We start from the raw sequence: 20,935 nt of genomic DNA on the forward strand, positions 1-20,935 counted from the left end.
TCGTTCCGCCCTGACGCCCCGGGCACCGCCCGGCTCCTACTCCTCGAAGTCGAGCCGCATCACGGCCCGGCGGGGCGTCGGGCGGGTGACCTCGCGGAAACCCGCCGCGCTGAAGATGCTGTGGCTGCCCACGTACAGTTCGCCCCACGTCAGCTGCTGCCCGGGCTTGGGGATGAGCGGGTAGCCCTCGACCGCGCGGGCGCCGTTCTCCTTCGCCCAGTCGGCGGCGGCGGAAGCCAACGCCCGGCTGATGCCGCGGCGCCGGAAGCCGGCCCGGGTGGTGAAGCACACGGCAGCCCACACCGTCCCGTCGTCGGGGTCTTCATCGCGGCCGGCCCACACCACCCTGCTGGTGCGCAGGCGGCGGTAGGCCGTCCGGGGTTCCACCGCGCACCAGCCCGCCGGTTCGCCGTCCAGGTACGCCACCAGGCCGCTGGTGGAACCGGCCGCGGGATCACCGCACCGGGTCTCGGCCCGGAGCCGGAGAGCCCGGTCCTCGACCAGTTCCTCCCGCCATTGAGCCGCCGGCGTCTGGAACCACTGGCATTGGCAACGCGCCGCTTCACCCCGGGCACCGAAGACCGCCTGCAGGTCGTCCCAGGAGGCCCGGTTTGCCGGGACGACGGCGATGCCGGCACCGGTAGCTGTCTGCATGCTCCAAGCAGACAGCACGGCGGGCACGCACCGCAAGAGGTGCGCGCCCGCCGTCGTGCGTCAGGGAGGTTAAAGTGCCCGGCTACTCCGCCTTGGCCCCGGACTCCTTGGCCGCGTCCTTGGGCTGCGGCTTGGCGTCGACGCCCGCTTCCTTGCGCTGCTGCGGAGTGATCGGGGCCGGCGCCGCCGTCAGCGGGTCGTAGCCGCCGCCGGTCTTCGGGAAGGCGATGACCTCGCGGATGGACTCCTCGCCGGCCAGCAGGGCAACCACGCGGTCCCAGCCGAAGGCGATGCCGCCGTGCGGCGGGGCGCCGTACTTGAAGCCCTCCAGCAGGAAGCCGAACTTGGTCTGCGCGGACTCCTTGTCCAGGCCCATCACCTTGAACACGCGTTCCTGCAGGTCCCGCTGGTGGATACGGATGGATCCGCCGCCGATTTCGTTGCCGTTGCAGACGATGTCGTAGGCGTAGGACAGGGCCGACTCCGGGTCGGTGTCGAAGGTGTCCATGAATTCCGGCTTGGGCGAGGTGAAGGCGTGGTGCACGGCCGTCCACTTGCCGCCGCCCACGGCCACGTCGCCCGAGGCGACGGCCGCTTCGGCAGGCTCGAACATGGGCGCGTCGACCACCCAGACGAACGCCCAATCGCCCTCGTTGATCAGGCCGGTGCGGTGGCCGATCTCCACGCGCGCCGCGCCCAGGAGCGCACGGGAGGCTGCACGGTCGCCGGCGGCGAAGAAGATGCAGTCGCCGGGGTTGGCGCCCACGGTGCCCGCGAGGTTCTCGCGCTCAAAGTCGGTGAGGTTCTTGGCCACCGGGCCGGTCAGCTCGCCGTCCTCCTGGACCAGCACGTAGGCAAGGCCCTTGGCGCCGCGCTGCTTGGCCCATTCCTGCCAGGCATCCAGCGTGCGGCGGGCCTGCGAGGCTCCGCCGGGCATCACCACGGCACCCACATAGGGCGCCTGGAAGACGCGGAACGTGGTGTCCTTGAACAACTCGGTCAGCTCGGTCAGCTCCAGCCCGAACCGCAGGTCCGGCTTGTCCGAACCGTACTTGTCCATCGCCTCGGCGTAGGTCATCCGCGGGATCGGCGCGGTGATCTCGACGCCGATCAGCCGCCACAGGGCCTGCACGATCCGCTCGCCGAGGGCGATGATGTCGTCCTGGTCCACGAAGCTGGCCTCGATGTCCAGCTGGGTGAACTCCGGCTGGCGGTCGGCCCGGAAGTCCTCGTCGCGGTAGCAGCGGGCAATCTGGTAGTACTTCTCGAAGCCGCCCACCTGCAGCAGCTGCTTGAACAGCTGCGGGGACTGCGGCAGCGCATACCAGGCCCCCGGGGCCAGGCGCGCCGGGACCAGGAAGTCGCGGGCGCCTTCCGGCGTCGAGCGGGTCAGGGTCGGGGTCTCGATCTCCACGAATCCGTCGCCGTGCAGGAGCTCGCGTGCCACCCGGTTGGCTTCCGAGCGCAGCCGCAGCGCCTTCGAGGGGCCCGGCCGGCGCAGGTCCAGGTAGCGGTGCTTGAGGCGGGCTTCCTCGCCCACCTCCACGTGCTCGTCCACCTGGAACGGCAGCGGATCGGCGGTGTTGAGGACGACGACGTCCTCCGCCATCACCTCCACCTCACCGGTGGCGAGGGCCGGGTTTTCATTGCCCTCCGGGCGCTTCTCCACGGTGCCCTTGATCTGCAGCACGTATTCATTGCGCAGCGAATGGAACACGTCCTCCTCGCGGACCACTACCTGCGCCACACCGGAGGCGTCGCGCAGATCCAGGAACGCCACACCACCGTGGTCGCGGCGGCGGGCCACCCAGCCGGCGAGGGTAACGGTTTGTCCGATGTGCTCGGCCCTGAGGGTGCCGAGGTCGTGTGTGCGCAGCACAACAGTCCTTCCGGTAGAACGATTCGCTCATCTGTTCGCCGCCCGCTGTTTACCTCGTGCGGTGGCGGGGTACGGCTATGGTGAGTGGAGATGTAGACGAGTTTACCGTTGATCAAGCCGCGCCCCGGACCTCGACTACCGCCGTGCGGCAGGAAATGGCCCGGACCGGCCGGTCGGCGCCGGGGCGCAGCGGGCAAGGAGCTGGAGCAACCGTGAGTAGTGAATCGTCGCTGGAACGCCGCCTGGGCGGAGTCGATGCGACCACCGTGGGCGTCGGATCCATGATCGGAGCCGGCGTCTTCGTCGTGTTCGGTCCCGCGGCTGCCGCCGCCGGTCCCTGGCTGCCGCTGGCACTGGCCATCGCAGCGTTTGTGGCCTATTGCAACGCGGCGGCCAGCGCGCAACTGGCCGCCCTCTACCCCACCAGCGGCGGCACGTATATTTACGGACGGAAGCGGTTGGGCGAGTGGCCCGGCTTCCTGGCCGGCTGGAGCTTCGTGACCGGCAAGATTGCCTCCTGCGCGGCCATGGCCCTGACCTTCGGCCTCTACGTTTTCCCGGAGTATGCCACCGCCGCCGCCGTGGCCGCCGTCGTCGTGCTGACCTCGATCAACCTGCTGGGGATCACCCGGACCGCCTGGGTAACCCGGTGGATCGTGGCGTTCGTGGCCGCCGTGCTGGTTTTCGCAATCGTTGTGGCGTTCGACGCCGATCCGGTCGGGGCTCCGGCCGGGCAGATCGCCGCGTCGCCGTACGGCGTGCTGCAGGCCGCGGGGCTGTTCTTCTTCGCGTTCGCCGGCTACGCCAGGATCGCCACGATGGGCGAAGAGATCCGCGAACCGAAGAAGCTGATTCCCGTGGCCATCTTCTCCGCGCTGCTGATTACGTTCGTGCTCTACATGCTGATCGGCCTGGGACTGCTGCGCTACCTGGGACCCGAGCTGCTGGCGGACAGCGATGCTCCGCTGCGCGCCGTGATGGAGGAGGTCGGAGGCGGCGTGGGCACCACGGCCATGGCCATCGCCGCCGCCCTCGCCAGCCTGGGCGCCCTGCTGGCGCTGATCGCCGGCGTCGGCCGGACCACCTTCGCCATGGCTCGGGAAGGCGACCTGCCGCGCGTGTTCGCCACGGTGGGTACCCGTTTCAAGGTTCCGTGGGCGGCGGACCTGGTCGTGGCCGCCGTCGTCATTTTCCTGCTGCTCACCCAGGATGTGCTCGCGGTGGTGGGGCTTTCCAGCTTCGGCGTGCTGATTTACTACAGCGTCACCAACGCGGCCGCCCTGACCCTCGACGAGCGGCCCTGGCACGCGCCGAAGCTGTTGAATGTTGCAGGGCTCGTCGGCTGCCTGCTGCTGGCCTTCACCCTGCCGGTCACGTCCGTGCTGATGATGGTGGCCGTGCTCGGCGCGGGCGTGGTCGGCCGCGCGGCGCTGGCGCCGGTCCGCCGCCGCCCCGGCGCCTGAGCCGGGCCGGCACCGCGGCCGCCGTTAGTGGGTGGCCGCGGTGATCTGCGGGGCCAGGTCCTCCGCTGGAGGGCTCCAGACCGCCGGATCGGCCGCGGCCTGGTCGCCGGAGCGGATGTCCTTGACCTCGTGGCTGAGGCTCCCGTCGTCGGCCAGCGAGGTGAACCAGACGAAGGGGATGCCGCGGCGGTCCGCGTACTTGATCTGCTTGCCGAACTTGTCCGCCTTCGCGGCCACCTCCACGCTGATGCCGCGCGAACGCAGCTCCCCCGCCACGTCCTGGGCCTGCGACCAGCTGTCCTCGTTCGCCAGGGCGACCAGCACCGTCGTGGGCACCTGGCGGGACGCCGCCGCGAGCTCCTGTCCCAGGATCCGCATGACGAGCCGGGTCACGCCGATGGAGAGGCCAACGCCGGGAAAGGTCCGGTTGCCCTTGGCCGCCAGCGCGTCGTAACGGCCTCCGGAGCAGATGGAGCCCAGCTGCTCGTGGCCCACGAGGACGGTTTCATAGACGGTGCCGGTGTAGTAGTCCAGGCCGCGGGCGATGCTCAGGTCGGCCAGCACCTTGCCCGGGGCGCGCCGGTGCGCCTCGCCGATGACTTCCTCCAGCTCGGCCAGACCGGTGTCCAGCAGCTCGTGCCGGACGCCGAGCGCCCGCACCTGGTCCACGAAAGAGGTGTCCTCGGTGCGGATGGACGCCAGCTTCAGCGCCGCCTGCGCCTGTTCGTCGGTGGCGCCGAGTTCTTCCTGGAGCAGTGCGGCGACCTTCTCGGGACCGATCTTCTCCAGCTTGTCGATGCTGCGCAGCACCCCGGCGGTATCGGTCAGGCCGATGCCGCGGTAGAAGCCTTCCGCCAGTTTCCGGTTGTTCACGCGCAGCTTGAACTCCGGGATGGGCAGCGCGCTGAGGGCCTCGACGATGACCAACGCCAGCTCCACGTCGTAGCGGAACGGCAGCTCGCCGTCGCCCACCACGTCGATGTCCGCCTGGGTGAACTCACGGGCCCGGCCCTCCTGCGGGCGCTCGCCCCGCCAGACCTTTTGGATCTGGTAGCGGCGGAACGGGAAGGCCAGGTGGCCGGCGTTCTCCACGACATAGCGGGCGAACGGCACCGTGAGGTCGAAGTGCAGGGCCAGCTTGTCCTCGGCCTTGCCCTCGGAATCGTCGGCCTGCAGGCGGTGCAGGCCGTAAACCTCCTTGTCGATCTCGCCCTTGCGCAGCAGTTGGGCCACGGTTTCGACGGCGCGGGTCTCGATGGAGGAGAAGCCGTGCAGCTCAAACGTCTGGCGCAGGGAATCCAGAACATGCAGCTCCACAAGCCTCTCCTGCGGAAGCCATTCCGGGAAGCCTGACAGGGAGGCCTTGCGTGCCATATGGACGTATCTCCTAGACATGAGGGGTAAGGATGAGGCGGGTGCATCGAAGCCGGCGGCAGTGCGGAGGCACCGGATCGCTAGACTGGCTGCTGGACCAGTTTAAGGCCTGCCACGGCAGCGGAACCAAACGCGCTGCCGGGCGACGCCCCGACGTCGGGCGTAGCCGTTCACCGCAACGACCAGGAGGAGCTTTGGCCCGGAGCCGTCATGACCGCGAAACCCGGCGCCGCATTGCCCGGATGGAGGCCAAGCGCGACCTGCGCCGGCAGCAGGCGGCCCGGCGCAAGCGCGACAACATTATCGGCGGCGCGGCCGTGGCGGCCCTGGTAGCCGGTGGCGTGATCGTCCAGTTGACCGTGTTCGCCTCGAACCCCACTCCGTCGGAGGTGGAACAGGTCCGCCAAGGCCTCGAAGACCCGCAAGGCGTCGCCTCGCCGCAGCCCTCCGCCAACGCGGCAAACATTCCGTCGCCGGAGATCGCCGAGGGAAAGGTTCTCAACGGCACCATCGCCACGAACGAGGGCGACATCGGCGTGGAACTGGACGGCAACGTGGCGCCCCAGGCGGCAGCGGTCTTCAGCACCCTGGCCCGGGACGGTTTCTTCGAGGGCAAGACCTGCCACCGGCTCACCACCGCCGCCAGCATGGGCGTTTTGCAGTGCGGTTCCGTGGACGGGGCGGGCGGCGGCGATCCCGAATACCAGTGGGGCCCGGTGGAGAACACCCCCGAAGACGGCGTGTATCCGGCCGGCACTATTGCCGTCGCCCGCGGTGCGGATACCTACAGCAACGGGACACAGTTCTTCATTGCGTGGAAAGATTCGACGATCCCGCAGGATACCGGCGGCTACACGATTATGGGTAAGGTAACGGAAGGGCTGGACGTCATCGAGCAGATCGCGGCCGGAGGCGTCGAGGATGCCGACAGCCAGGACGGCCCGCCTAAGATACCGGTAACAATAGAGTCGTTCACCCTCCAGTGAGCACCCCACCACGTTGGTGCCGCTGAACAGGCGGCGCCAGGCACAAGCGAAAGAGTTCTAGCGGTGACACCCAGTCAGCAATCCGACGAAGCAGCCCAGACCGCCGTAACCGAACAGACCGCAACCGGTCCGGCAGCGGAACAGGCCCCGATCGAACAAGCCGCAAGCGTTCCGGCAGCCGGACAGGCACCCGCCGAAGAGGCTGCGTACGCGCCGGAGGCGGCACCCGCCGAAGAGGCTGTGCAGGCGCCGGAGGCGGCACCGGCACAACAGGCTGTGCAGGCGCCGGAGGCTGCTGCACCGGCAGAACGGGCGCCGGAGGCCGGCGAGCCCGCCGCCACCGAGCCCCCGGCTGCCGCGGAGCAGCCGGCCACCGAGGAAAGGGCGCCGGCAGCGCCGGGGCCCTTCCCCAGCGCCCCGCAACCGGCGGGCAAACCGGTCCCGAAGCCCACCCCGGGCCCCAAGCCCACGCCGGCGGCCATGCCGGGAAAGATTGCTGCTGCCGCTCCCGCACAACACGTCATCCCCGTTCCGGCGGTCGCCTCCACGCCGCTGTCCGAAGCGTCCAAGTGGGCGCGGGTCACCGACGACGGCCACGTGTTCCTGCTGCTCGACGGACAGGAGCACCCGGTCGGGCAGTACCCGGACGCCAGCAAGGACGAGGCGCTGGCCTACTTCGTGCGCAAGTATGACGACGTCGCGGCCCAGGCTGCGCTGCTGGAACAGCGGGTGGAAGCCAAGGCTCCCTCCAACGACATGCACAAGACCCTTGAGCATCTGAAGGCTCAGGTGGCCGAACGCCACCTGGTGGGCGACGTGCCCGCGCTCGAGTCCCGGCTGGCCGAACTTGGCACTGCCATCGGCGAGCTGCAGAAGGCCGAGAAGGCAAGCCAGGAAGCCCTGCGTGCCGCCGAACTGGCGGCCCGCGAAGCCATCGTCGCCGAAGCCGAGGAAATCGCCGGCAAGGACCCGTCGTCGGTGCAGTGGAAGACCAGCAGCGCCCGGATGAACGAACTCTTCGACGCGTGGAAGTCTGCCCAGAAGAACGGCATCCGGCTGGGGCGCAGCACCGAGGACGCACTGTGGAAACGCTTCCGCTCCGCACGGACGGTCTTCGACCGGCACCGCCGCGCGTTCTTCAGCCAGCTGGACAGTGACAACGCGGCGGCAAAGGCCGCCAAGGAAGCCCTGATCGCCCGGGCCGAAGAGCTTTCGACGTCCACCGACTGGGGCCACACCGCAGCCGAGTACCGGAAGCTGATGGACGACTGGAAGGCTTCCAAGCGCGCCAGCCGCAAGGATGACGACGCGCTGTGGGCGAGGTTCCGGGCGGCGCAGGACAAGTTCTTCGCCGCGCGCCAGGCCGCCAACGAGGCGATCGACCAAGAGTTCGCCGCCAACCTGGTGGTCAAGGAGGCGCTGGTCGCCGAGGCCCAGGCGCTGCTGCCGGTGACCGACCTGTCCGCAGCCAAGAAGGCCCTGCAGTCCATCCGCGACCGTTGGGAAGAAGCCGGCAAGGTCCCGCGCGGTGACATGCAGCGGATCGAGGCGGGCCTGCGCAAGGTTGAGGACGCGGTGAAGGCTGCCGACGACGACCACTGGCGCCGGACGAACCCGGAGACCAAGGCCCGTACCAACAGCGCGCTGTCCCAGCTTGAGTCGGCAATCGTCGGGCTCGAGGATGACCTGGCCCAGGCCGAAAAGGCCGGCGACCAGCGGCGGATCGCCAAGGCCCGCGAGGCCTTGGATGCCCGCCGCCAGTGGCTCGATACGCTGCAGCGCTCTGCGGAGGACTTCTCCTAGCGGGTAAGCCCTACACAGCCGAAGGGCCCCGGAACGCTTTCCACAAAGCGTTCCGGGGCCCTTCGGCTGTCCCGGACCGTTTTGGCATGCTGTCTGGCATGACCCGTCAATCTCCCGCCGCTCCGGCGGCTGCACGTAACGCCCAGGCCCCGCCGGCGGTACTCCGACCGGGGCATCCCTTCAGCCGCAGCGAACTCGAGTGCATGCGCCTGGACGGCCTTCTGGTCAACGTCTATGGTCCGGGGTTCGCCTTGCCGTGGGACCAGATCACACCCCGGCACCGCGCGGCCGCCGCGTACTACAGCCTGCCCGAGCATGTCCGCCGGAAAGTGGTGCTGGGGAGGCTGACGGCGGCATGGGTTTACGGCTGCGCACCGGCCCCGCAGAAACTTTCGGTGCTGCTGGACCACCGGCACCGGACCACGTCGCAGGGCCGGTACCGCCTTGCCCTGATCCACGAAGTAACGCTGGGCCCCCTGGATACCGTGACAATCGGCGGGGTCCCGGTCAGCACACCGCTGCGGACCGCGCTGGACGTGGCCCTGCACGCACCGGACCCGGACGCTGTCCCCGTGTTGAGGGCGCTGGCCGGAACCAGCGGGCTCGGCTGTCCGCTGGACGCCATCCGCCAGGCAATCGAGGCCCGGCCGAGACTGCCGGGCAAGTCCCGGGCGCTGCAGCGCCTGGACTCGGCGATGGGCGCAGCCTGACAGCGGGAACGTTCTGCCGGGGGACGCGGCGGGGCGTCCCCGCCGTCGGGAGGATCAGCGCCGCTGGGATCCCGAGGTGCGGTACACGTCGTACACGCCGTCGATGCGCCGGACCGCGCTGAGCACATGGCTGAGGTACTTCGGGTCGCCCATCTCGAAGGAGAACCGCGAGATCGCCAGCCGGTCGCTCGAGGTGTGCACCGTGGCGGAGAGGATGTTGACATGGTTCTCGGCGAGCACGCGCGTGACATCGGAGAGCAGGCTCTTGCGGTCCAGCGCCTCGACCTGGATCTCCACCAGGAACACGCTGGACTGGGTCGGCGCCCAGGCGACGTCGACGATCCGGTCGGGGCTTTCGCGCAGCTCGGCCACGTTGCGGCAGTCGGAGCGGTGCACCGACACGCCCGAGCCCCGGGTGACGAACCCGACGATGGGATCCGGCGGAACCGGGGTGCAGCACCGGGCCAGCTTGACCCACACGTCGCCGACGCCGACGACGGTGACGCCGGAGTCCGGATGCTTCGGCCGCTTGACCGTCGTCGGGAGGGACGTCTCGGCCTCCTCGACCGCTTCCCGTCCGCCGAGCAGGCCGACCAAGTGCTCGATCACGTTCTGGGCGGACGTGTGGCCGTCGCCCACGGCGGCGTACAGCGCTGACACGTCGGCGTGGTGAAGTTCCTGCGCCACGGACATCAACGCGTCGTGCGTCATCATCTTCTGCAGCGGCAGATTCTGCTTCCGCATGGCGCGGGTGAGCTGGTCCTTGCCCTTTTCGATCGCCTCTTCGCGGCGCTCCTTGGTGAACCACTGGCGGATCTTGTTCCGCGCCCGCGGGCTCTTGACGAAGCCCTGCCAATCCTGGCTGGGGCCGGCGCCCTCGGCTTTGGAGGTGAAGATCTCCACCCAGTCGCCGTGGCTGAGTTCGCTGTTCAGCGGGACCAGCTTGCCGTTGACCCGGGCACCGATGGTGCGGTGGCCAACCTCGGTGTGCACGGCATAGGCGAAGTCCACCGGGGTTGATCCGGCCGGCAGCGCCATGACTTCGCCCTTGGGGGTGAAGACGAAGACTTCCTTGGCGTTGATTTCGAACCGGAGGGAGTCCAGGAACTCGGCGGGGTCGCTGGTCTCCTGCTGCCAGTCAACCAAACTGCGGAGCCAGCCCATGTCACCGCCGTCGGCCGTCCCGCCGCGGGCGATGTCCTTGTACTTCCAGTGGGCCGCGACGCCGTATTCGGCGCGGCGGTGCATTTCATGGGTGCGGATCTGGATTTCCACCGGCTTGCCGCCCGGACCGATCACCGTGGTGTGCAGCGACTGGTACATGTTGAACTTGGGCATGGCGATGTAGTCTTTGAACCGGCCGGGCAGCGGGTTCCAGCGCGCATGCAGGGCCCCGAGCGCCGCGTAGCAGTCGCGGACCGTGTCCACCAGGACCCGGATGCCCATCAGGTCGTGGATGTCGTCGAAGTCCTTACCCCGCACGATCATCTTCTGGTAGATCGAGTAGTAGTGCTTCGGCCTGCCGGTGATCGTGGCCTTGATCTTCACAGCGCGCAGATCGTCGCCGATCTTGGTGCGCAGCGTTGTCAGGTACTTCTCGCGTTCGGGGGTGCGCTCCCCCACCATCCGCACGATCTCCTCATAGACCTTCGGATGCAGGGCTGCGAAGGAGAGATCTTCCAACTCCCATTTGATGGTGTTCATGCCCAGCCGGTGCGCCAGCGGGGCGAAGATCTCCAGGGTCTCGCGGGCCTTCTTCGCCGACGACTCCGGGGAGACAAAGCGCCAGGTCCGGGCGTTGTGCAACCGGTCGGCCAGCTTGATCACCAGGACGCGGATGTCCTTGGCCATCGCCACGACCATCTTGCGCACGGTCTCAGACTGGGCCGCGTCGCCGAACTGCACCTTGTCCAGCTTGGTGACGCCGTCGACCAGCATCGCGATTTCGGGACCGAACTCCGCCTTCAGGTCGGCGAGCGTGTACTCGGTGTCTTCGACGGTGTCGTGCAGCAGGGCGGCAGCCAGCGTGGTGCCGGTCATGCCCAGTTCCGCGAGGATCGTGGCTACGGCCACCGGGTGCGTGATGTACGGGTCGCCGCTCTTGCGTTTCTGCCCGCGGTGGCTGCGCTCGGCCACCACGAAGGCGCGGTGGATCAGGTCGAAGTCCTCGCGCGGGTTGTTGGCCCGGACGGTGCGCAGCAGCGGCTCCAGGATGGGCGAATAGCTGGTGCCGCCCCGTCCGGCCAGCCGGGCAAGCCGGGACATCGTCCGTTCCCGGCGGCCCGGGAAGGCATGGCGGACGGGTGCGGTGCCGGGGACTTCGGCGGCCGCGGGCACGACGGAAGGACCAGGATCCGGCTTCACGCCGGCATCACTGGCCTGGTCCGTCGACCTGAGGTGTTCGGCCAACTTTCCCGCCCTTCCCGATTGGTCCTGGAACGACGCTACAGCCTTTGGTCCGCCGGCGGGCGGCGCACGGCCCAGCACTGTTCCGGAAAAACCATTCTATGCCCGTCCGGCGGCCCCGGCGTCCCGCTGCAGCGTCATACCGCGGGGGCAGCCTCGGTGCGGCGCCGTTCTTCCACCTTCTTGGCCTGCTTGAGCAGCGCCGGTTCCTTGGCCCGGAGCCGCGCGTACATTGGCGCCGCAATGAAGATTGTGGTGGCGGTGCCGATGATGATGCCGATGAACAGCGCCAGCGACACGTCCTTCAACGTGCCGGCGCCGAGCAGGAACGCGCCGATGAACAAGATGGCGGCGACCGGCAGGACGGCGACCACGGAGGTGTTGATGGACCGGACGAGGGTCTGGTTCACGGCGAGATTGACCTCTTCCGCGAAGGTCCTCCGGGTGGACTTGTCCAGGTCCTCCGTGTTCTCGCGGATCTTGTCGAAGACCACCACCGTGTCGTACAGCGAGTACCCCAAGATGGTCAGGAAGCCGATGATCGCCGAGGGCGTCACCTCGAAGTCGCTCAGCGAGTAGATGCCGGCGGTCACGATGAGCACCACCACCAGGCCGCTGAGCGCGGCGACGGACATCTTCCAGGTCCGGAAGTACAGCGCCATCATGATCGCCGCCAGCACAACGAACACCACGAGGCCCCAGATCGCCTGCCGGGTCACGTCGGCGCCCCAGGTAGGACCGACGAAGGAGGACGTCACCTGGTCGGCGTTGACGTCGTAGGCTTCGACCAGGGCGTCGCGCAGTTCCAGGGTCTGGTCGTCGTCCAGCCGCTCGGTCTGGATCCGCATGGTCCCCGGGGCGATGTTGGTCACGCGGGGATCTGCATCCGCGGCGACTTGGGCCACGGCAGCCTCGCCGGGACCGACGTCCGTGTTTTCCACGTTGGAAACGGTGAACTCGGAACCGCCGCGGAAATCGATGCCCAGGTTGAACCCGCCCTTGACGAACGGCACCACGATGGACAGGAGGATCGCGGCGGCGGCAATGCCGAACCAGAGCCTGTACTTGGAGACAAAGTCGTAGGAGCGCTTGCCGGTGTAGAGATCGTTGCCCCACTTAGCAAAGTTGGCCATTTAGTTGCTCTCCTTGTCGGACCCGCGGCCCGCGCCGCTGGTGGCGCGCTGCTTCTCGGCCGCCCGGCGTTCGGCGATGGTCTGGCGGCGGTCGGCTTCGGCGGCCGCCGCGGCGTTCTTGGCCCGCACCGGCGCCTTGCGTTCGCCGGGCTGGCGGATCCGCCCTGCCCCGCGGTACAGCGGCACGGCGTCCAGCAAGCGCGGATCCAGGCCGGAGAACCGGTGTCCCTCGCCGAAGAACTTGGTGCGTGCCAGCAGCTGCATGGTCGGGTGCGTGAACATGAAGACCACCAGGAGGTCGGCCACCGCGGTCAGGCCCAGCGTGAAGGCGAAACCGCGCACGTTGCCCACCGCCACGAAGTAGAGCACGACGGCGGCCAGCAAGTTAACTGCCTTGGAGGCCAGCACGGTTTGCCGTGCACGCTTCCAGCCGTTATCCACGGCCGAGACCAGGCCCCGGCCCTCGCGCAGTTCGTCGCGGATACGTTCGAAGTAGACGATGAACGAGTCGGCGGTCTGGCCGATCGCCACAATCAGGCCGGCGACGCCGGCCAAGGACAGCCGGTAGTTTTCGGTCCAGCCCAGGATGGCGATCGCCAGATAGGTGATGATGCCGGCCACCACCAGCGACGCGATGGTCACGAGGCCGAGCATGCGGTACTGGAAGATCGAGTAGGCGGCGACCAGCGCCAGGCCGATGAGCCCGGCGAACAGGCCCATCCGCAACTGGTCGGCGCCCAAGGTGGCGGAGATCTGCTGTTCGCTCTGGATCTCGAAGCTGATCGGCAGCGCGCCGTACTTCAGCTGTTCGGAGAGGACACGGGCAGATTCTTCCGTGAAGTTGCCGGTGATCTGCGGCTTGCCGTCCGGGATGACGGCGTTGGTTGTCGGGGCGGAAATCACCTCGCCGTCCAACACGATGGCGAACTGGTTCTGGGCGCCGGAGAGCCCGAACAGCCGTTCGGTCACGGCCTTGAAGGTTTCGGTCCCCTCGGCGTTGAACTCGATGTTCACTGCCCACTGGTTCAGCGTCTGTCCCTGGGTGCCGCGCACCTGGCCAAAGCTGGAGTCGGCGATGTCCGTGCCGGGCACCTCCACCGGGCCCAGGATGTACTTCATGCCGGTGTCCGGTTCGCAGGCGACCATCGGCTTGGCCGGGTCGGCAGGCTCGGTCTCCTCGTCCGCTGCAGCCGGATCCAGGCATTCGAGCGCCTCGAACTCCTGGTAGAGCTCCGGGGTGATCCAGTTCATGTCGCTGGCGTTCTCCGGGGCGGCAGCCGGTTCCGGAAGGTCCGCTTCGGGCGTCCGCTCTTCTTCCGGGACGGCGGAACCGGGCGCAACGGTGAGTACCGGGCGGAATTCCATGGCGGCCGAAGCCTGGATCAGTTCGCGGGTCCGCTGGTCCGGAACACCGGGCAGGCTGACCACCACGTTGCGGCCCGACTGCGTGGTGATCTCCGCTTCCGCCACGCCGGAACCATCGACGCGCTGGCGGATGATCTCCACGGCCTGGTTGAGTTGCTCGGCGGTGATCTCGCCCCCGCCGCCCTGGACCTGCGGGGCCAGGATCATCTGGGTGCCGCCCTCGAGGTCGAGCGCCAGCTTGGGCGCCCAGCTCGCCTGGCCAGTGAACACACCGCTGCCCAGGATGACGGTGCCGGCGGCAAGGAGCACACCGAGCCAGATAAGTGTCCGCCGCGCAATGCTGGTGGAACCGGATCGTGCCATGGAAGATCTTTCTCTCATCGGCTCAGTCGGCCGGCGGAACCGGCCGGTACATGGCGAAGTGGCGGGGCATGCCCCGCCACTGCACGCCTATACGGCTAAGCCGTCGCTGGCCTACTTGGTGTCTTTGTTCTGTTCTTCGTTCAGCCGCTTGAGGATGTCCTCGGCGGATTCCTCCGGGCGGGTGGCGGTTTCCGCGGTGAGGGACGAGGCGTCGTCGGGGACCTCGGGGGTCTCCGGCGTCACCAGTTCGTTCACCGCCTGGGTGTGCACGGTGGCGGTGTTGCCCGGCGACAGTTCAAGGACCACCTTGTTGTTGTCGGGGTCGAGGGAAACGACGGTGCCGAAGAGGCCGAACTGCGTCATCACCTCGGTGCCCGGCACCATCTGCTCCTTGATGCGCTCCGCCTTTTCGCGCATCTGGGCCTGGACCTTCTTCTGCTTGCGGAACATGAAGAAGATCAGCAGCGCGAAAACGGCGAACAGGGCGATCGTCATCACGTCGATGCCGCCCGTCTGCTGCTGGGGAGTGGTGCCGGTGAAGAGGTTTACGAACACAGGAAAGTTCCGTCCTAGAAGTCTGGAGCGGACCGGTAGGAAAATCCGGGCCGTGTACGCAGCCTGCCGCGTCCCGCGAGGAACGGCGCACTCCGCACGTTCCTACCATTCTACGCGGTGACGGCCCTTACACGGTCAAGCTTCAGTTTTCGGCGAAATCCGTGTCCGGCTCCAGCAGTTCCGAGAGCAGGTCTTCGGTCTGTCCCGCGGCCAGATGATCCGGCACCGCCAGCCCCAGGTGTTGCCAGGCGGCGGCGGTGGCGATTCGTCCGCGCGGCGTCCGGCCCAGCAGCCCTTCGCGGACCAAATAGGGCTCGGCCACCGTCTCCACCGTCTCGGTTTCCTCGCCGACGGCTATGGCCAGGGTGGACAGGCCCACGGGTCCTCCGCCGAACTTGGTAATCAGTGCGGTCAGCACCGCCCGGTCCAGCCGGTCCAGTCCCCGTTCGTCGACTTCGTACATATCCAGCGCAGCCGCTGCCGCACGCGCATCGATCTCCTCGATCTTGTGCACGAGGGCCCAGTCCCGCACGCGGCGCAGCAACCGGTTGGCGATGCGGGGAGTGCCGCGGGAGCGTCCGGCAATCTCGGCGAAGCCCGCCGAACTCACCTTGAGGTCCAGCAGCATGGCCGAGCGGCGAAGCACCAGTTCAAGCTCCGCGACGGCGTAGAACTCCAAGTGCCCGGTGAAGCCGAAGCGGTCGCGCAGCGGACCCGGCAGCAGCCCGGCCCGGGTTGTGGCCCCGACGAGGGTGAACGGCGGCAGGTCGAGCGGGATGGCGGTGGCGCCGGCGCCCTTGCCCACCACGATGTCCACCCGGAAGTCCTCCATCGCCATGTAGAGCATTTCCTCCGCCGGCCGCGACATCCGGTGGATCTCATCCAGGAAGAAGATCTCCCCTTCGGTCAGCGACGACAGGATCGCCGCCAGGTCGCCCGCGTGCTGAATCGCCGGTCCCGAGCTGATGCGCAGCGGCGCGTTCATTTCCGCGGCAATGATCATGGCCAGCGTGGTCTTGCCCAGCCCGGGCGGGCCGGACAGCAGGACGTGGTCGGCCGTGCGTTCGCGGATCCGGGAAGCTTCCAGCACCAGCGACAGCTGCTGGCGGACCCTGGCCTGGCCCACGAAATCGTCCAGGTTCTTGGGCCGCAGCGCCGACTCGATCGCGCGTTCTTCGGTTTCCGACGTGTTGGAGACCAGCCGGTTGTTCTCGGAATCCTCTGCCACGCTAGTTCACTCCCGCGGTCCGCCGCGCCGAGCCCGTCCGGGCACCGTCCTGGCCCAGCCTGCGCAGGGTCAGGCGCAGCAAATCGCCCACATTGCCCGCTGCCGCCGCCTCCGGATTTTCCTCCGCGGTGATGTCCACCGCCGCGGCGGCGTCCTTCTCCGACCAGCCCAGGCCCGCCAGTGCCTCCTGCACCTGTCCCTTCCAGCCGCCCGTCTGCCGGGGGGCCTGCTCGCCGGTGGGGATCAGCTTCCCGGCCAGCTCCAGCACGATCCGGCCGGCGAGCTTCGGCCCGATGCCCGGAACCTTGGTGAACGCCTTGCTGTCCCCCTCCGCGGCGGCAACCCTCAGGGCTTCGGGCGAGTGCACCGACAGCGCCGCCAGGCCCAGCCTCGGACCGACCCCGCTGACCGAGATGAGGGTTTCGAAAACTTCCCGTTGCGCCGCGTCCTCGAAGCCGAACAGCGTCATGGCGTCTTCGCGGACAATCATGGTGGTGGCCAGTTCGGCCTCCCGCCCCACGAACAGCGTGCCCAGGGTCTGCGGCGTCGCCTGGACGAGCATGCCGAATCCGTTGACGTCGATCACGGCCGATTGCAATCCCACGTGGGCGACGACGCCGCGCAACGAGCTAATCATGAACTCAACTCCCAATTCCGGCCTGCGGCCCGGAGTCCGCCCGCTAGCAGCACGGCGGGCGGATTGTCCGAACATATCTACGAATAGCTTACGGGGCAGCGCAGACATTACCGGCGACCGCCACACCGCGGCACCGTGTGCCTTCAGCCGCAGGCGACAGGTCAGCGGCGGTTCCGCTTGGCCTTTGCTTCGGCCTCCGCCCAGAGCCTCTGGGCCGCCGTCATCCCGCCGCCGGCAGCCGGTTTCGCTGCCCCGCCGCGCCAGGCATGGGTGATTGCCAACGCCAAGGCGTCAGCGGCGTCGGCCGGTCGCGGCGGGGTGTCCAGCCGAAGGATCCGTGTCACCATCTTGGTCACGGCGGCTTTGTCCGCCTGCCCGTTGCCGGTGACCGCCGCTTTCACTTCGGTAGGGGTGTGCAGCGCGACGGCGATCCCCCGCCGTGCTGCCGCCGCTATGACCACGCCGGACGCCTGGGCGGTGCCCATCACCGTGCTGACATTGGTCTGGCTGAAAACGCGTTCGACGGCGAGCACGTCCGGCGTGTGCGCGTCGAGCCATTCGTCGATGGCGTCGGCGATCTTAAGCAGGCGCAGCTCCAGCGGCATGTCCGGGGTGGTCCCGACCACCCCGACGTCGACCAGCGAGGAGCGGCGGTTCGGTTCAATGTCGACCACACCCAGGCCGCAGCGGGTTAGGCCCGGGTCCACTCCCAGCACGCGCATGGCTGGTGCCGCCGGCCGGACCGGTGTCAGTCGTTCTCGATTTCGGCGAGGACATCCGCACTGATGTCGGCGTTGGAGTAGACGTTCTGGACGTCGTCCAGGTCCTCGAGCGCATCCACCAATTTCATAAACTTCCGGGCCGCGTCCGCGTCGAGATCGACGGCCATCGAGGAGACGAACTCGATTTCATCGGTTTCGTACTCGATGCCGGCCTCTTCCAGTGCGGCCACGACGCCGCGAAGGTCCGTGGGATCGGTGTGGACCTCGAAGTTGTCGCCCTGCACTTTGACTTCCTCCGCGCCGGCTTCCAGCACCGCCATCAGGAGGTCGTCTTCCGTGAGCCCGTTCGCGGGCAGGGACACCACGCCCTTGCGGGAGAACATGTAGGACACCGACCCGGGGTCGGCAACGGTGCCGCCGTTGCGGGTGATGGCCAGGCGAACCTCGGAGGCGGCCCGGTTCTTGTTGTCGGTGAGGCACTCGATCAGCACGGCTGAGCCCTGCGGCCCGCGGGCCTCGTAGATGATTTCGCTGTAGTCCACCGTTTCGCCGGTCAGGCCGGCGCCGCGCTTGACCGCGCGGTCGATGTTGTCGTTGGGGACCGAGGTCTTCTTGGCTTTTTGGACGGCCAGTTCCAGCGCGGGGTTGCCGGACATGTCCGCTCCCCCGTTGCGGGCCGCCACTTCGATGTTCTTGATCAGCTTCGCGAACGACTTGGCACGCCTGGCGTCGATCACGGCCTTCTTGTGCTTGGTGGTTGCCCACTTGGAGTGTCCGGCCATGCTTACGCCTCTCCTCTGACGATGCGGATGAAAAGTTCGTGGATGCGGCGCTCCCCCGTAATCTCCGGGTGGAAGGATGTCGCCAGCAAATGCCGCGAACGCACTGCCACTATTCTAGCTGTCCCGTGCAAAGTATCGGTGTGGGAGGCCTCCTCCGGCTCGACGGTGGCCAGGACCTCCACGTCCTTGCCCACGCGTTCCACCCACGGCGCCCGGATGAACACGGCGTGTACCGGCGCCGCGTCCTGGCCGGGAGACGCCGCACTGAACTCCAGGCCGTGGAAGTCCAGGTTGGACTCGAACGATTCACGCTGCCGGCCGAAGGCATTTCGCCGCACCGTAATGTCCAGGCCGCCCAGCGTCTGCTGGGGCTCGCCCTTCAGGTCCGTGGCCGGATCGGCAATCTCCCGGGCGAGCATGATCATGCCCGCGCAGGAACCGTAGACCGGCATTCCCGCCTCGATCCGCCTCTTGAGCGGGTCGGCCAGCTCGAAAATGCGGGTGAGCTTGTCAATCGTGGTGGATTCACCGCCCGGGATGACCAGGCCGTCCACGGCGTCCAATTCCCGCGGCCGGCGCACCGGCACCGCCTGGGCACCGCTGTGTTCCAGGACGGATAGATGTTCGCGGACATCGCCCTGCAGGGCAAGCACACCAATCATGACCACGGTGACGGTTCCTCGAAAGTTCGGCAGCGGGCCGCCCGACGTGGCGGCCGTACGGAAAAACAGTAGTGCCAACCGGTCCGGCAGCGTTAAACGGTGCGCGCCGGCGCTGTGGGACCCGACACCATTAACCGGGAGCCGGCGGTGCCCCGACCCCGGCGGCTTGTATAGTCTCTACTCATGCGACACCTCCTTGCGACCGTTGCCGGAAAGGCCGTAAAGGCGGTAGCCAGGCTCCGCGGCGGCGGTTCCGCACTGCCCGGCCTGGTGGCCGAAAAAATCGATCCGCAGTTCCTGCCGCGCACGCTCGGCACGCTGCCGCGCGGCGTCGTGGTGATCAGCGGAACGAACGGCAAGACCACTACCACCAAGATGGTGGTGGAGCTGCTCCAGGGCCAGGGCCTGAAGGTGTTCACGAACCGCACGGGCAGCAACTTCACCCGCGGCGTGGTTGCGTCCGTGCTGGGCGACTCGGACGCCCGGGGCCGGCTGGACGCGGATATCGCCGTGTTGGAGCTGGACGAGGCCCACGCGGTTCACTTCGTCAAACTGGTGGCCCCGCGCTACAGCCTGCTGCTCAACGTCATGCGCGACCAGTTGGACCGCTTCGGCGAAATCGAAACGACTGCGGGATTCCTCCGGCAGATTGCCGCCGCGACGACTGAGGCGGTGGTACTCAACCGTGAGGACCCGCGCATTGCGGCACTGGCCGGCGCCGTGGCGGCGCCGCGGATCGAATACTTCGGCCTGGCACCCCAGCTGCGCCACATGTTCCCGCACGACGACGAGATGCGGACCGCGTCTGCCGGCCCCTCCGCCGCCACCGCCGCCGAAGGCGACCGGCCGAGCGCCGACGTCGTGCTGTCGGCCTGTGAAGGGGCCGCCGCAACCTTCCAGCTGGACGGACGCGCGATCGAGGTCGAGCTGAAGCTGACCGGCGTCTACAACGTGTTCAATGCCGCCGCGGCGATGGTGCTGGCGCGGACCGTGTTGGGTCCCGCCGTGGACGAGCCGGCGCTGCTGGCCTCGCTGGAGAACGTCACCCCGGCCTTTGGCCGCGGCGAATCGCTGACCGTCAACGGCCAGCCGCTGGACCTGGTGCTGGTGAAGAACCCGGCCGGCTTCCGGCTGGCCTTGAAGTCCTTCCCCGCCGCCGGCTACCGGACCATGATCGCCATCAACGACAACTACGCCGACGGGCGGGACATGTCCTGGCTGTGGGACGTCGACTTCGATTCGCTGCGGGACACCGGCGTGGCCGAGGTCTCCGGGGTCCGGGCGCGCGACATGGGCCTGCGCCTCTTCTATGAGGACGTTCCGGTGGGCCGGGTGGACACGGACCTGAACGCCTCGCTGCAACGGTTCATTGCGGGCGATCCGGATACGCCGAAGCGCATCTACTGCACCTACACCGCCATGCTGGCGCTGCGCCGCGAGCTCGGCAAACTGACCGAAGTGGAAGTGGTCTCCTGATGGACGCCCCTGTTATCGACCTGCTCCAGTTGTACCCGCGGGACATGAACATCTACGGCGACTGGGGCAACGTCCTGGTGCTGCGCAGGCGCCTTCAGCTGCGCGGCTACGACGTCCGGCTGCACGAGTACAACCCCGGCGACGCGTTCCCGGAGCAGGTGGACCTGATCGTGGGCGGCGGCGGCCAGGACTCCGGCCAGAACAAGATCCAGGCCGACCTGCTGGCCCAGGGCGGCCGGCTGCGGGAGCTGGCCGAGGACGGCCTGCCGATGCTGGCCGTCTGCGGCCTGTACCAGCTGTTCGGCCACCGGTTCACCACCCACACCGGCGAGGTCATCACCGGCATCGGGCTGCTGGATGCCGAAACCGTGGGCGGGCCCGTCCGGCTGATCGGCAATACCGTGCTCGAAAGCAGCGAGTTCGGCACCATCATCGGGTACGAGAACCACAGCGGACTGACCACCCTCGGCAGCGACGTCCGGCCGTTCGGACGGGTGGCCAAAGGCCAGGGCAACAACGGCACCGACGGCACCGAGGGGGCCCGCTACCACAACGTCGTTGCCACCTACCTGCACGGTTCGCTGCTGCCCAAGAACCCGGCCGTCGCCGACTACCTGATCCGGCACGCCGCCGAGCGGCGCTACGGCAGCTTCAACGACGTGGCGCTGGACATCCCGCATGAGGCCGAAGCCCGCGCCGACGCAGCCGCCCGCCCGCGCTGACGCAGCCGGCCGGCG

18 protein-coding genes are annotated in these 20,935 nt (G+C 68.2%); 6 read left to right on the top strand and 12 right to left on the bottom strand.

Annotation, left to right across the window (positions count from 1 at the left end; genetic code table 11):
• Window positions 1-36: 36 nt before the first annotated feature.
• Window positions 37-654 carry a GNAT family N-acetyltransferase gene (locus AC5RV3_RS02345; protein ID WP_494120749.1) on the bottom strand — a complete coding sequence of 206 codons (618 nt, stop codon included), beginning with the start codon at window positions 652-654 and terminating at the stop codon, window positions 37-39.
• Between the two features lie 82 nt (window positions 655-736).
• A complete protein-coding gene (gene aspS / locus AC5RV3_RS02350) occupies window positions 737-2,533 on the bottom strand; it encodes an aspartate--tRNA ligase (protein ID WP_494120750.1) in 1,797 nt (598 codons plus the stop codon).
• Window positions 2,534-2,745: 212 nt separating this feature from the next.
• On the opposite strand from aspS, the gene AC5RV3_RS02355 reads away from it, so the two are divergent.
• Entirely contained in the window at window positions 2,746-3,996 is a 1,251-nt protein-coding gene (locus tag AC5RV3_RS02355; RefSeq protein WP_494113488.1) for an APC family permease, read from the top strand.
• 24 nt (window positions 3,997-4,020) lie between these two features.
• Here AC5RV3_RS02355 and hisS read toward each other — a convergent pair whose 3' ends face one another.
• Entirely contained in the window at window positions 4,021-5,370 is a 1,350-nt protein-coding gene (hisS, locus tag AC5RV3_RS02360; protein ID WP_494120751.1) for a histidine--tRNA ligase, read from the bottom strand.
• 194 nt (window positions 5,371-5,564) lie between these two features.
• On the opposite strand from hisS, the gene AC5RV3_RS02365 reads away from it, so the two are divergent.
• From AC5RV3_RS02365 to AC5RV3_RS02375, 3 genes are all read left to right on the top strand, one after another.
• Window positions 5,565-6,356 (top strand): peptidylprolyl isomerase, encoded by a 792-nt coding sequence (locus tag AC5RV3_RS02365; RefSeq protein ID WP_494120752.1) that lies wholly within the window; start codon window positions 5,565-5,567, stop codon window positions 6,354-6,356.
• A 63-nt stretch (window positions 6,357-6,419) separates the two neighbouring features.
• Window positions 6,420-8,159, top strand: a complete 1,740-nt coding sequence (locus tag AC5RV3_RS02370) for a DUF349 domain-containing protein (RefSeq protein ID WP_494120753.1) — start codon at window positions 6,420-6,422, stop codon at window positions 8,157-8,159.
• 98 nt (window positions 8,160-8,257) lie between these two features.
• Entirely contained in the window at window positions 8,258-8,869 is a 612-nt protein-coding gene (locus AC5RV3_RS02375) for a type IV toxin-antitoxin system AbiEi family antitoxin (protein ID WP_494120754.1), read from the top strand.
• Window positions 8,870-8,923: 54 nt separating this feature from the next.
• Here AC5RV3_RS02375 and AC5RV3_RS02380 read toward each other — a convergent pair whose 3' ends face one another.
• From AC5RV3_RS02380 to pdxT, 9 genes are all read right to left on the bottom strand, one after another.
• Window positions 8,924-11,134, bottom strand: a complete 2,211-nt coding sequence (locus AC5RV3_RS02380) for a RelA/SpoT family protein (RefSeq protein ID WP_494121014.1) — start codon at window positions 11,132-11,134, stop codon at window positions 8,924-8,926.
• Between the two features lie 278 nt (window positions 11,135-11,412).
• Window positions 11,413-12,408 (bottom strand): protein translocase subunit SecF, encoded by a 996-nt coding sequence (gene secF / locus AC5RV3_RS02385; RefSeq protein ID WP_494113782.1) that lies wholly within the window; start codon window positions 12,406-12,408, stop codon window positions 11,413-11,415.
• Window positions 12,409-14,136, bottom strand: a complete 1,728-nt coding sequence (gene secD / locus AC5RV3_RS02390) for a protein translocase subunit SecD (RefSeq protein WP_494120755.1) — start codon at window positions 14,134-14,136, stop codon at window positions 12,409-12,411. It abuts the gene before it with no gap.
• A gap of 111 nt (window positions 14,137-14,247) precedes the next feature.
• Window positions 14,248-14,691: a preprotein translocase subunit YajC gene (locus AC5RV3_RS02395; RefSeq protein WP_494120756.1), complete on the bottom strand. Its 444-nt coding sequence runs from the start codon at window positions 14,689-14,691 to the stop codon at window positions 14,248-14,250.
• A 142-nt stretch (window positions 14,692-14,833) separates the two neighbouring features.
• Window positions 14,834-15,919 (bottom strand): Holliday junction branch migration DNA helicase RuvB, encoded by a 1,086-nt coding sequence (ruvB, locus tag AC5RV3_RS02400; protein WP_494120757.1) that lies wholly within the window; start codon window positions 15,917-15,919, stop codon window positions 14,834-14,836.
• Window position 15,920: 1 nt separating this feature from the next.
• Window positions 15,921-16,556, bottom strand: coding sequence for a Holliday junction branch migration protein RuvA (gene ruvA / locus AC5RV3_RS02405; protein ID WP_494113778.1), 636 nt, complete (start codon window positions 16,554-16,556; stop codon window positions 15,921-15,923).
• 161 nt (window positions 16,557-16,717) lie between these two features.
• Window positions 16,718-17,278 carry a crossover junction endodeoxyribonuclease RuvC gene (gene ruvC, locus AC5RV3_RS02410; RefSeq protein ID WP_494113777.1) on the bottom strand — a complete coding sequence of 187 codons (561 nt, stop codon included), beginning with the start codon at window positions 17,276-17,278 and terminating at the stop codon, window positions 16,718-16,720.
• A 26-nt stretch (window positions 17,279-17,304) separates the two neighbouring features.
• Complete coding sequence (locus tag AC5RV3_RS02415; protein ID WP_494113776.1) at window positions 17,305-18,060, bottom strand: YebC/PmpR family DNA-binding transcriptional regulator; 756 nt, start codon at window positions 18,058-18,060, stop codon at window positions 17,305-17,307.
• A 2-nt stretch (window positions 18,061-18,062) separates the two neighbouring features.
• A complete protein-coding gene (pdxT, locus tag AC5RV3_RS02420) occupies window positions 18,063-18,722 on the bottom strand; it encodes a pyridoxal 5'-phosphate synthase glutaminase subunit PdxT (RefSeq protein WP_494121015.1) in 660 nt (219 codons plus the stop codon).
• Between the two features lie 183 nt (window positions 18,723-18,905).
• Here pdxT and AC5RV3_RS02425 point away from each other — a divergent pair, with 183 nt between their 5' ends.
• On the top strand, window positions 18,906-20,198 hold the full coding sequence (locus tag AC5RV3_RS02425; protein WP_494120758.1) for a Mur ligase family protein: 1,293 nt from the start codon (window positions 18,906-18,908) through the stop codon (window positions 20,196-20,198).
• Window positions 20,198-20,920, top strand: coding sequence for a type 1 glutamine amidotransferase (locus tag AC5RV3_RS02430; RefSeq protein WP_494113774.1), 723 nt, complete (start codon window positions 20,198-20,200; stop codon window positions 20,918-20,920). The genes AC5RV3_RS02425 and AC5RV3_RS02430 overlap by 1 nt, the downstream gene beginning before the upstream one ends.
• Window positions 20,921-20,935: the final 15 nt, after the last annotated feature.

This window comes from Arthrobacter sp. Y3221114, from assembly GCF_059092625.1.